An 11,367-nucleotide genomic window follows, 5' to 3' on the forward strand; every position below is an offset into this window, starting at 1 on the left:
CGGCCTCGGATCAGTCGATCCGGATCGAGTTGACGATGTACGAGCGCACGTCGTTGCGGGTGCGCTCGGCGAGCGTCGAGTCCGTGGAGTAGGCACTGACCGTCAGCCAGGTGTTGCCGGCCTGCGGGACGCAGACAATGGTGGTGATCACGTCGTTGTTGCCGCCGATGACCTGGTAGTCGCCGTCGCCGGCGAGGTCCCAGACCTGGAAGCCCTGGCTCTCCACCGCGGCCTGGGCCAGGCCGAGGCAGTCGCCGAGGGTGTCGTTCTTGGTGAAGGTGCCCCAGTGCGCGAACATGCGGGTCTTCCTCTCGCTCCGTGAGCCGGACCGTCCGTCACGGGCCGCCGCTGCGGCCCGTGCATCGAGCTTCGGGCGGCGGACGTCCCGGGGGCACGGGGCCTGTGGCCCATCCCTGCCCTGCGCCGGGACCGGGACCGGGCTGGGCGGGACCGGGCGGGACGGGGCCGCCGGGTGCGCAGGCCACCGCGGCGGGGCGAGCCACCTCGGTGGGGCGGGCGACCAGCGGGTCAGGAGCGCGCCGTCCACGCTCCGGCAGGGGAAGTGGGCCTGATCCGACCGGGTGGCGCGACTGCTGCGTCCGAGGCGAATCGTGACTGCGTTCGAGTGGTCATATCGGCGGATTGTGCGATGCCAGGCGTGTCGCCTGGATATTCCTTCCGCCATGACCAACACCAGGAAGTACCTGTTCGCCGCCGGCTTCACCGCCGCGCTGGCCGTCATATCCGCCGGTCCCGCTTTCGCGGGCGACTGCGACAGCGCCGGGTACGGCGCCCACGCCATGGCCCCCGCCAAGGCCCCCGCAGTCGCTCCGGCCGTAGCCCCGACCGCAGGGATCGCCGACGGCCTGCTGCTCGACGGCTCACAGGGCGGGACCACCTGCATCAACACCGGCAGCGCCACCGCCAGCGGCATCGTGACCGGCTCCCCGGGCGTACTCTCCGGCAACCAGATCCAGATCCCGATCAACGCGCAGTTCAACATCTGCGGCAACAGCATCTCCCTCCTCGGCGGATAGGCCCGCGCCGATCTCCCGTCCGCCCCCACTACGAAGGGCTGCGGTCCCCGGCTTCCCCCGGGACCGCAGCCCTTCCCGCTTCCCGGGCGTGCCCCGGGCCTCGGACTCCCTACGGGACCACGGTCACCGGCCAGCGCCCCGCCTTCACCAGCCTCACCGCCACGGAGCCGATCACCCGGTGACCGGCCTGCTCCGACGCGCCGACGACGACGGCGTCCGCCCGCAGGTCGTCCGCCATCCTGGCCAGCCCGGTGAACGGGTCGCCGCGGACGGTCAGGAAGCGCCACTCCACCCGCCAGACGTCGCGCAGCCGGTGCTCGGCCTCGCGCAGCGCGGCCAGCAGCTCATCGGCGATCTCCTGGGTGGTCTCCTCGACGGCCGCGCCCGCGAGCGCGGTGGCCGCACCGAGGACGGGCTGCACGTACGCCACGGCGAGGGTCGCGTTCTGCCGCCTGGCAAGCCCGGCCGCGTAGGCGGTGGCCCGCCAGGAGGAGTCCGAGCCGTCCAGCCCGGCCAGGATCATCTTCGGCCCGTCGGTCCCCAGCTCGAACCCGGCCGGGGCGACCGCCGCCCCCGGCTCCCCCGCAGGCCCCCCGGCGCCGACGGGCTCCCCGGCGCCGCCGACGGCCTCTGCATCGCTCTCGTTGCTCATGGCCCGAGGCTATTGCGGTACAGCGGGTGACGGCGCGGGGCACGGCGGGTGAGGGCTGTGGTGCGGGCCACCCCGGGGCGGGCCGGCCGGCAGGACTTCCCGCACGGGCCGCCCGGGACCGGTCACGCACCGTCGACCATGTGCCCGGCCTCACAGCCCTCCCGGTGTGGCCCGGACCACTTCCAGGCCTTATTCGATCTTGAAAAATGGGGCATTTGGCTTCAAAACATCCCATTTCCTAGATCCATACCCCCGGTAACAGCACCCTGACGTGCCCAAACCTGCGAATCCTTGAAACCCCCGCACCCACCCCCGTAACTTCGAACCCGTTGCACCGAGCACACCGCTCCCCGGCACCACCGCCCACCGCACCCGGTGCCCCACCCCGCGAGCCCCCCGAAACCACCGCCCCCAGGGCCTGGTTCCGCACGCCCGCACACCCAAAGGACACCCATGACCTTCCGTCACGAGACCGCCACCGCCACCACCGCCACCAAGCGCCGCAACCGCGTCCGCATGGCACTCATGGCCGGGGCCCTCACCGCCCTGCCCGTGGCCGGCCTCGTCACGGCCAACGCCGCCTCCGCCGCCCCCGCCACCGTCTGGGACAAGGTCGCCCAGTGCGAGGCCACCGGCAACTGGGCCATCAACTCCGGCAACGGCTTCTACGGCGGCCTCCAGTTCACCTCCAGCACCTGGGCCGCCTTCGGCGGCACCGCCTACGCCCCCCAGGCCCACCAGGCCACCAAGGCCCAGCAGATCACCATCGGCGAGAAGGTCCTCGCCGCCCAGGGCCCCGGCGCCTGGCCCGTCTGCTCCGTCAAGGCCGGCCTCACCAAGTAACACCCCCCGCACCCCCACCCCGGTGCCACCACGACCACGCCGCTGCACCCACCGACCCACCCCGGGCCCGGAACGGTACAGCGGCGTCGTGGCATTTCCCGACCCGACAAGGGACGGAACAAGAAGTCGGACCCGCCGACTTCCTGCTCCGCCACCACCCCGGTCCGGTCCGGACAGCTCAGTCCTTGCAGACCACCACCGCCCGCAGTTCGACCGGTCCGCCTCACGCCTGCGGGTCCGCCTGCTCCCGTCGGGCGCCGCGCGGAAAACCCGTCGCGGGCGCGCTCGACGGTGTGACACGGTGCGGGCGGGTGCCGGTTCGGCCGTTCCGGCGGCCCGAAGCCGATCAGTGTCTACCGTGGGAGCACCCGATGACGATGCCTCAGCGCATGGTCCCCCTGCTGGAGCAGTACGACTTCGCCCGCGAGCGGCTCGCCGACCGCCTGGCCGGCCCGGTCGTGAACAGCGGGAACGGCACGGACGTCCCGGTCGGCCCGATGACGGACGACGAGTACCTGTGGGAGCCGGTCGCCGGGTGCTGGTCGGTCCGCCGCCACGCCGACGGGCCCGGCTCCCGCGCGACCATGCTCGTCGGCGCCGGCGACTGGGGCCGGGACACCGCCCCCGCACCCCACCCGGTGCCCCCGCCGTTCACCACCCTGGCCTGGCGGCTCTGCCACCTCACCGAGATGCTCGCCCTCCGGGCCGACCACACCGGCGGCACCCGCTCGCTCACCCGGGACGACTTCGAGGTGGCCGGCGACGCGGCATCCGCGATCGCGGCCTTCGAGACGGCGGCCGACGCCTGGCGGAAGGTCCTGGCCGACACCGACGACGCGGCCCTCGACACCGTCGGCCACAGCGCCTACCCCTACGGCAGCGACCCGGAGAACCCGTTCATCGACATCGTCTGGTGGGTCAATCAGGAACTGCTCCACCACGGCGCCGAGATCGCCCTCCTGCGCGACCTCCACCTCTACCGCGCGGGGTGGTCCTCGACGCCCTGACGCCGCGGGCCGCCCCGACCCCCACCGGCAGGTCTCAGGCCGGGCGGGGCGGGAGCGGCAGCGGAAGGGCGGGCAGGCCGTCGATGCTGGTCCCGATGTACTGCTTGCCCTCGCAGTAGGTGTTGAACTCCTCGTCCGTCTTCCGGTCGAAGTACTGCTCGTGCAGGTCCCGGTCCGAGCGGTAGTCCATCAGCGGGACCGCAAACCCGCAGGAGTCGCTCACCCGCTCGGCCTTCACCAGGACGATCGCGCGCAGCGCGGAGCCGTCCGCCTCCGCGTCGAAGTGGCCCAGCAGGTCCCCGAACCGGGCGTCGTCCCGGAAGACGGGCTCGCCCTGTCCGTGCACCCGCACCACGGTCGGCGGGCCGTCGAAGGCGCACCACATCAGGGTGATCCGGCCGTTCTCCCGGAGGTGCGCGATGGTCTCTGCGGTCGATCCCCCGAAGTCCAGGTACGCGAGCGTGAGTTCGTCGATCACCGCGAGTGTGCCCGACCGCCCCTTGGGCGAGACGTTCACATGTCCGTCGGCGGCGAGCGGCGCGGTGGCGACGAAGTAGACGGGCTGACGCTCGATGAACTCCCGCAGACGGCCGTCAATCTTTTCGTATGTCTTTCCCATGACGGGATTCTCTCGCATCCCGGATGGCAAGAACATTTCGCTCGGATGTTGGGACGCTCTCGCGCAATTGGGACGCCTGCGTCGGGCCCCGGGCGGCCGCACCGCACGACGGCGCCACGGAAGCCGACACGCCTTTCCACCCCGAGGGGGCGGGGGCCGGCTGTGACACCGACCACGACTACGCGGCCCGGCCGGCTGCACGATCCGAGGACGCGCGAGCCGGTCCGGCAACGGCAAGTGCCCTCGCGCCGTACGCACGAGGGCACTCACAGGCAGCCCGCGGATCACCGCATCATGTACACGCTGTCCATGAACTCGATGATCTGCTGGTCCGTCAGGCGCTGGCCGTTGCGGTGGCCCATGGCCAGGTCGGCCTCGCTGATCATGCCGACCAGCCGGTCGCCGTCGATGACGGGGATGCGGCGGATCTGGTGCTGCTCCATCTTCTTCAGCACCGTGTCCATGCTGTCCTCCGCACGGACGCAGTGCAGGTGGCCGGCCAGTTCCATGGCCGTCATGTTCGCCGGGTCCCTGCCCTCGGCAAGACAACGGACGACGATGTCGCGGTCGGTGATGATGCCCTTCAACTTCTGGTCGTCGCCACAGATCGGCAGAGCACCGACGTTCATGTCGCGCATCATCATGGCGGCTTCGGCGAGCGTCTGGTCGGCGCGGATGCACTGGGCGCCGGTGTGCATGATGTCTCGGGCAGTGGTCACTGGGACTCCTTGTCAGATCTGCCCCCGAGTACCGGGTGTTCCGGTGCGATCACCATAAGCAACACTCCTGCCGACCGCGAGCCCACGCGAAGGCGGGGACGCCGGGCCGCAGCCGCTGCCGGCGGCGGGATACCGGGCGCGATACTGGGGAGGTGACGCAGGAACTCGCCGACACGGTCGACGAAGCCGTCCGGAGCCGGCCCGCCACGGCCCTCCGGCCGTACGTCGCCTGGTACTCCGGCTACCGCCAGCGCGGCATCGCGCCCGCCGTGCACCGGGGGCTGCCCTCGCCGTACCTGACCTTCATCCTCACCCTGGACGAGCCGCTCACCGTCGCCGGGCACCCGGACCCGGCCCAGCCGGCCGACAGCTACGCGACACTGCTGGGCGGCCTGCACACCTCCCCCGCCCTGATCACCCACGACGGCCGGCAGTCCGGCATCCAGATCGCCGTGCACCCGCTGGCCGCCCGGGCGCTCTTCGGCCTGCCGGCCGGGGAGCTGGCCGGGGTGGACGTCCCGGCCGAGGCCGTCCTCGGACGGGCGAGCGCGCGGCTCCAGGAGGCGCTCCAGCTGGCCCGCGGCTGGCCGGAACGGTTCGCCGTCCTCGACGGCGCGCTGCTGCGGGCCGCACGCCCCTCCGGGCGGGTGCCACCCGAGGTCGTCCGGGCCTGGCAGGCGCTGCGGCGCAGCGGCGGGGCGCTGCCGGTGTCGGCGCTGGCCGCGGACACCGGATGGAGCAGCCGGCACCTCCAGGACCGGTTCCGCCACGAGACCGGGCTGACGCCGAAGGCCGCCGCCCGGGTGATCCGGTTCGACCGGGCCCGGCGGCTGCTCTGCGCGCCCGGGCCGCCGCCCCGGCTGGCGGAGCTGGCCACGCACTGCGGCTACTTCGACCAGGCCCATCTGGCCCGGGAGTTCCGCACGCTGGCCGGCTGCGCACCGAGTGTGTGGCTGGCGGAGGAGGGGCCCGACGCGGCGAAGTTCCGAAACGTCCAAGGCGGGGCCGGGACGGCGGCGCCAGAGTGGGAGCTGTGACAGCCCCCCGGTTGCCACTGCCCTTCCGAGGAGGAACTCGCCATGGACACCCAGACTCCCGTCCCGCAGGTCTGGCCCAGCCTGCGCGCCCGTGACGCCCGGGCGCTGATCCGGTTCCTGGTGGACGCCTTCGGCTTCCAGGAGGTGGTGGCGTACGGCGAGGGCGACCTCGTCACGCACGCCGAACTGGCCTGGCCGGAGGGCGGGGGCGTGATGCTGGGCTCGGACCGGCCCGACCCCGAGGGAGCCGAGCCCTGGCCCGGCCGCCCGGGCGGCTTCACCGCGTACGTCGTCACGGCGGACCCGGATGCGGTCCACGCACGCGCCGTCGCCGCCGGGGCCCGGATCACGACGGCGCCGTTCGAGACCGACTACGGCTCCCGGGACTTCTCGGCCGCCGACCCTGAGGGCAACCGCTGGTACTTCGGCACCTACCCGGGCGCGCCCCGCCCTTCGGCCGGCTGAGTCCCGATGCCCCGGCACCCCAACACCGCCCCGTCTGCCACCACCCCGTCTGCCACCGCAGGGTCCCCGGCCGGAGGGCCGTCGGCCGCTCCTCCGCCCGCCCAGCCCTCACCCCGTAAGGCCCATGCGACTCATGCGACCCACGCGGCTCACGGGACCGCCAACGCCCCCGGAGCCTCCGAGGCCGCCGTCGAGCGGCTTCGGGCGCTCTGCCTGGCGCTGCCGGAGGTCTCCGAGCGGGTCAGTCACGGGGAGCCGACCTGGTTCGCCGGGGCGGGGCGGAGGGCGCGCGTGTTCGTGATGCTCGCCGACCACCATCACGACGACCGCCTCGCGTTCTGGTGCCCGGCCCCGGCAGGGGCACAGGAGTTCCTGATCGCCGAGGACCGGGACCGCTTCTTCCGGCCCCCGTACGTCGGCCACCGCGGTTGGATCGGGGTCTACCTGGACGTGCCGCCGGTCGACTGGGCCCGGGTCCAGGACCTGGTGGCCGACGCGCACGCCCTGGTCGCGAGCTGACGCGAACCTCGGGTCGGGCGTCCCTTCCTCGCCCCATGACCATCCCCGTGGGGATCCGATCCCCGGGAATCCCCCTCCTGCGAATCCCCCTCCTGGAAATCCGCCCCCTGGGGGCTCGCACCCTGGATCCGGCCTCCGGACACCCACCCCTGGACACCCGACCCCTGGGAATCGAAGCCCGCTTCGCTCCCGCGTCGCCGGAGGGCGTCAGGCAGGACGTACCCAGGTGTTCGTGATGCCGATCGACGGGAGGCACTATTCCCGCGGGCGGCACTGTTCCCGTGGACCGCGCTGTTCCCGCAGGCGGCGCTGTTCCCGCACGGTGCCCCGGGCACTGCTCACGCCGTGAGGAGCGGACGGCCGGAAGGCCGGGCAGACTGGCTGCGCGGGCCCCGCGAACCGGCGCGGCGGCCCGGCGCAGCTCGGAGGCGGCCATGCCGCAGATGGTGGTGGACGGGCGCACGCTCGCCCTCTCGCACCTGGAGAAGGTGTACTACCCGGCCACGGGCACGCTCAAGGGCGAGGTGCTGCGCTACTACGCGGCCGTGCACACCGTGCTGCTGCCGCACCTGCGCGACCGTCCGGTCTCCTTCCTGCGCTGCCCGGACGGGGTGGACGGTGAGGTGTTCATCGCCAAGAACCCGCCCGCCGGGACGCCCCGCTGGGTACGGACCGTGGAGGTGCCGAGCAGCAGCGGGGAGCTGCGGCAGGTGGTGCTGGACGACGGCGCGGCACTGCTCTGGGCGGCCAACCTGGGCTGTCTGGAACTGCACGTCCCACAGTGGCACGCGGCCGCGCCCGCACTCGCGGACCGGCTGGTGCTGGATCTCGACCCGGGCGAGGGCGCAACCGTGCTGACCTGCCGGGCGGTGGCCCTCCTGCTGCGCGAGCGGCTGGCGGCGGACGGGCTCGACTGCTGGGTGAAGACCTCCGGTTCCAAGGGCCTGCATCTGCTGGTCCCGCTGGAACCGACCCCGAGCGCCCGGGTCTCCGCGTACGCCAAGGAGCTCGCGGCCTCGTTGGAGGCGGCGCACCCGGACCTCGTCGTGCACACCATGGCGAAGGCGCGGCGCACGAGGCGGGTGCTGGTGGACTGGTCACAGAACAACGCCAAGAAGACCACCGCCGCGCCCTACACCCTGCGGGCGCGGGCCCGGCCCACGGTGTCCACGCCGCTCTCCTGGGCGGAGCTTGAGCGGGCCCGGTCGGAGGAGGAGCTGGTGTTCACGCTCGCCGAGCTCCCCGGGCGGCTCGCCGAGTTCGGCGACCTGTTCGCCCCGCTGCTGGCCGCGGACCGGGCCCGCCCGCTCCCGGCCGCACCGACACTCCCCACGCCCCCGGCACCCGCCACGATCCCGACACTCCCCACGGCCACGGCGCCACCCACGAGCCCGACCAGCGCCCCGGCCCCCACACAGAGCCTCGGCCCTGCCCCTGCCCCTGCCCCCGCCCCCGCCCCCGCGCGCACGTCGTCGCGCTCTCCCCTGGTAGTGGACCCGCCCGTCGAGGTGATGCGCCCGGCCGCCGTCCCCGCCGTTCCCCCGCCGGACGGGCTGGGCGGCTCGGGCGTGCTGTACGAACTGAAGCTCGACGGCTTCCGCTGCGTGGCCTTCGCACGCGGCGAGCAGCCCCCGTACCTCCAGTCGCGGTCCGGGCGGGACCTCGCCGCCGAGTTCCCGCCGGTCGCCGCCGCCGTCGCCCGGCTCCCGGCCGGGCTTGTGCTCGACGCCGAGCTGGTCGCCTGGCGCGGTGGCCGGTTCGCGTTCGAGGAGCTGCTGCGCACCCGGCAGGCCCGGGCCGCCGACGACACCGCGCTCGGCCTGATCGCCTTCGACGTCCTGGCGCTTCCCGGGCGGGACGTCCGGCGGCTGCCGCTCGCGGACCGGCGCCGGCTGCTGCTCGCCGCCCTCGCCGACGTGCCCCCGCCGGTCCAGCCGGTGATGGCCACCACCGACCGGGCCGAGGCGCTGGCCTGGATGGAACAGCTGGCCGACACCGGGGTGGAGGGCCTGGTGTGCAAGGCGACCGGCTCCTCCTACCGCCCGCGCGGCGCGGGCCGGGTCTGGGTGAAGTACCGGCGCTCCGACACCCTCGACGCAGCCGTCCGCGCCGTCATCGGCACGGCGGCCCGGCCACGGGCGCTGGTCCTGGAGCTGGCCGACGGCCGGGTGCTGCTCTCCACCCCGCAGCTCACACCGGTGCAGTCCCGGCAGGTCGCCGAGGGGGTGCGGGGGCGGCTCGGTGAGCCGGTCCGCGACCCGGACCACGGGACCCTCCACCCGCTCACCGCCCTGCTCCGGGCCGAGGTGACGGTCACCGGCCGGCCGCCGACGGCGACCTTCGTCCGCCTGCGCGGGGACTGAGAGGGTGTTCTGTGAGCCTTGAACCTCCAATAAGCAATCTTGACTGCTTGTCGGATGAGCTTGAGCAATGGTGTGATGATCCGGGCCCCGCCGGCCCACGTCCTTGACGGGAGGGGTTCGGCCGGGCCCGGCTCCGTTCAGCCGGCGAAAGACTCCGCGTAGGCACCGAAGGCGTACATCGCTTCGAGGCTGCCCGGTCGTGGCGGGTCGGTCGGGTCCCAGCCCAGCTCCCGGTCCTGGATCACCTGAGTGAGCAGGGGGCGCCAGCGCGGGTCAAGGGTTTCGCGCGCCCATTCCAGTGCATCGCGCTTGGAGGCCACCTCGCCGGTGTGCAGGGTGAACAGTGCCCGGCAGTAGGTGGTCACGGCATAGCGCTGACTCCAGGCCACGTCGAAGCGGGCCCAGGTCCGCAGGTCTTCCATGAGGCCCGGCAGCATCTCGCGCATCGATTCGCGCAGGGCCTGGGGTGGCACTGCGTCGACGAGGTCGGTGACCGGGGGGCCGGCGAGGGTGATTCCGTGGTTCCTGAGGATCCAGCGGGTGTGCGGGCTGTTGCAGTGGGTGTCCCAGATCAACTCGCGGTGGCCGTGGTTGCAGAACAGCCACGGTGTTCCGAGCCCGGCGACGGCGCGCAGGGACGTGGTGTCCGCGTAGGAGCCCTCCAGGTGCTTGGTCCAGAAGTCCGGACGGGTGGGAATCTCGTCGTGGAGCCGGCGGAGCTCTGCCTCTGCGGCCCTGGCGGGCAGGACGGTAGTGGCAACGATGAAGTCGCAGTCGCTGTGCAGGTCTCCGGCGCCCAACGCGAAGGAGCCCTGCAGGTAAGCACCGACGAACGTGTCGCCGAGGATTCCGCGGACCGCGTGGACGAACTCGTCCAGGAGCGCGTCCAGCTCCCGGTATGGGGTGAACATGGTGGATCTCCATACCCGTTGAAGTGGAAGGGGCTCACGGGCGCGGCGGAGATGAACGGGATGTGCCGCCGCGTTCAGGCGCGGCGGATCTGTCCTGCGGCGAAGCAGTACGACGTCATGGGATGGACGGTAGCCGTCGCCCCCTTTGCTGGGCAATCGAGATTCCAGCGGGCGGATCGCGTCTCTTCTCGGCAAGCGGTAAAGATCTCGTGTCAGAAGTCAGCCTTTGCCGGATTTCAGCTTGAGTTGGCCTCCGGTGCGCCCGGTGTTGGCTTGGTGAGGGCGAACAGGCCGGGCTCGGGTTCGGTGAGGATGCCGCAGGTCACCAGGCGTTTGAGCTTCGCGCGGGTGCCTTCGGTATGCCGTGGTTCGGCGCCGAGGCCGAGTGCCTGGCAGACGTCTTTGGCGCGGAGCCCGTCCGTGGCCTTCTCGAGGGCGGCCAGGATCTCGTGGTATCCGGGCGGCAGCGGCTCCGGAAGCGGGATGCCGTCCTCGGCAGCCAGTTCCACCACAGTCGCGCGGGTGATCTCCAGACGTTCCAAGGTGTCTTCGGCAGCGGCGAGTTGTTCGGTGAGCTGGGCGATCTGGTCACGCAGCCGTTCGGCTGTCTAGGGGACGAGCTGCTGCCTGGTCTCGATCTTGTCCAGAAGTTCCCTCATCGACGCTCCCGCCGGTTACAGGTGCTGAATGCCAGGGTGGCGGGTCGCGCCAGGTCGGGGTGGCGGCGCGGGTGAGGCGGCGGAGCATGACGCATGGCCGCTGACCGAGGGATGCTTCGCCTTCCACGCGGTGAGCACCGGCCGGATCAGCTCCCAGGCCTCATCCGACAGGTCGCTCGGGCACTCGGGACGCTTACCCACATCCATCAGCACACCGCGTCGGCGGCCCCGCCGTGAAGCACCGGAACCGGACAACCCGCCTTACCTTAAAGGACTACGAGAACCGCCCAAGACTCGCAGAACACCCTCTGAAGCCTCCGCCCAGCACACCGTGTGACTCCGCGTCAGTTCGCCCGCGCCCCGAGCCGGCCGTTCAAGTCCCCCCAGATCACCCTCAGGTCCCCGTTCGGTCCTCGTCCGGTCACCCCGTGCGCCCGGCCGGGGCCGGGGCCCCGGGGGGGGGGGGGCCCACCGGCCCCCCCCCCCCCGCCCCCTCACCCGGCGGGGCCCCCCCCCCCGGAGCCCCCCACCCCCGA

At 72.7% G+C, this 11,367-nt stretch carries 13 protein-coding genes and 1 pseudogene; 8 read left to right on the top strand and 6 right to left on the bottom strand.

What is annotated here, in order from left to right:
- Positions 1-10: 10 nt before the first annotated feature.
- Positions 11-298, bottom strand: coding sequence for a hypothetical protein (locus ACFC1F_RS30870; protein ID WP_148640909.1), 288 nt, complete (start codon positions 296-298; stop codon positions 11-13).
- Between the two features lie 385 nt (positions 299-683).
- On the opposite strand from ACFC1F_RS30870, the gene ACFC1F_RS30875 reads away from it, so the two are divergent.
- Positions 684-1,037, top strand: a complete 354-nt coding sequence (locus ACFC1F_RS30875; protein WP_376163208.1) for a chaplin — start codon at positions 684-686, stop codon at positions 1,035-1,037.
- Between the two features lie 109 nt (positions 1,038-1,146).
- Here the strand turns inward: ACFC1F_RS30875 and ACFC1F_RS30880 are convergent, their stop codons facing one another.
- Positions 1,147-1,560 (bottom strand): universal stress protein, encoded by a 414-nt coding sequence (locus tag ACFC1F_RS30880; RefSeq protein WP_376163237.1) that lies wholly within the window; start codon positions 1,558-1,560, stop codon positions 1,147-1,149.
- Positions 1,561-2,142: 582 nt separating this feature from the next.
- Between ACFC1F_RS30880 and ACFC1F_RS30885 the strand changes: the two genes are divergently transcribed.
- Entirely contained in the window at positions 2,143-2,532 is a 390-nt protein-coding gene (locus ACFC1F_RS30885; RefSeq protein WP_376163210.1) for a transglycosylase family protein, read from the top strand.
- Positions 2,533-2,903: 371 nt separating this feature from the next.
- The gene (locus tag ACFC1F_RS30890) at positions 2,904-3,539 is read left to right on the top strand and encodes a DinB family protein (RefSeq protein WP_376163212.1); all 636 of its coding nucleotides are present in this window, start codon (positions 2,904-2,906) and stop codon (positions 3,537-3,539) included.
- A 34-nt stretch (positions 3,540-3,573) separates the two neighbouring features.
- Here ACFC1F_RS30890 and ACFC1F_RS30895 read toward each other — a convergent pair whose 3' ends face one another.
- Together ACFC1F_RS30895 and ACFC1F_RS30900 are read right to left on the bottom strand one after the other, a co-directional pair.
- Positions 3,574-4,158, bottom strand: coding sequence for a pyridoxamine 5'-phosphate oxidase family protein (locus ACFC1F_RS30895; protein ID WP_148640914.1), 585 nt, complete (start codon positions 4,156-4,158; stop codon positions 3,574-3,576).
- A 284-nt stretch (positions 4,159-4,442) separates the two neighbouring features.
- Positions 4,443-4,877: a CBS domain-containing protein gene (locus ACFC1F_RS30900; protein WP_307853196.1), complete on the bottom strand. Its 435-nt coding sequence runs from the start codon at positions 4,875-4,877 to the stop codon at positions 4,443-4,445.
- 152 nt (positions 4,878-5,029) lie between these two features.
- On the opposite strand from ACFC1F_RS30900, the gene ACFC1F_RS30905 reads away from it, so the two are divergent.
- The 5 genes and pseudogenes from ACFC1F_RS30905 (at position 5,030) to ACFC1F_RS30925 (ending at position 9,261) form a co-directional block, all read left to right on the top strand.
- Positions 5,030-5,914, top strand: coding sequence for a helix-turn-helix domain-containing protein (locus ACFC1F_RS30905; RefSeq protein ID WP_376163215.1), 885 nt, complete (start codon positions 5,030-5,032; stop codon positions 5,912-5,914).
- Positions 5,915-5,956: 42 nt separating this feature from the next.
- A complete protein-coding gene (locus ACFC1F_RS30910) occupies positions 5,957-6,379 on the top strand; it encodes a VOC family protein (RefSeq protein WP_376163217.1) in 423 nt (140 codons plus the stop codon).
- Positions 6,380-6,385: 6 nt separating this feature from the next.
- Positions 6,386-6,898: an MmcQ/YjbR family DNA-binding protein gene (locus ACFC1F_RS30915; protein WP_376163219.1), complete on the top strand. Its 513-nt coding sequence runs from the start codon at positions 6,386-6,388 to the stop codon at positions 6,896-6,898.
- A gap of 434 nt (positions 6,899-7,332) precedes the next feature.
- A pseudogene (gene ligD / locus ACFC1F_RS30920) lies at positions 7,333-8,214 on the top strand (non-homologous end-joining DNA ligase); the annotation flags it as partial.
- A 195-nt stretch (positions 8,215-8,409) separates the two neighbouring features.
- Positions 8,410-9,261: a DNA ligase gene (locus ACFC1F_RS30925; RefSeq protein WP_376163239.1), complete on the top strand. Its 852-nt coding sequence runs from the start codon at positions 8,410-8,412 to the stop codon at positions 9,259-9,261.
- A gap of 137 nt (positions 9,262-9,398) precedes the next feature.
- On the opposite strand, the gene ACFC1F_RS30930 is transcribed toward ACFC1F_RS30925, so the two are convergent.
- Both ACFC1F_RS30930 and ACFC1F_RS30935 read right to left on the bottom strand, forming a co-directional pair.
- On the bottom strand, positions 9,399-10,172 hold the full coding sequence (locus ACFC1F_RS30930; RefSeq protein ID WP_376163221.1) for an aminoglycoside adenylyltransferase domain-containing protein: 774 nt from the start codon (positions 10,170-10,172) through the stop codon (positions 9,399-9,401).
- Positions 10,173-10,408: 236 nt separating this feature from the next.
- Positions 10,409-10,714 carry a hypothetical protein gene (locus ACFC1F_RS30935; RefSeq protein ID WP_376163223.1) on the bottom strand — a complete coding sequence of 102 codons (306 nt, stop codon included), beginning with the start codon at positions 10,712-10,714 and terminating at the stop codon, positions 10,409-10,411.
- Positions 10,715-11,367 lie beyond the last annotated feature (653 nt).

This window comes from Kitasatospora sp. NPDC056181 (assembly GCF_042266225.1).
Taxonomy (GTDB): Bacteria; Actinomycetota; Actinomycetes; order Streptomycetales; family Streptomycetaceae; genus Kitasatospora.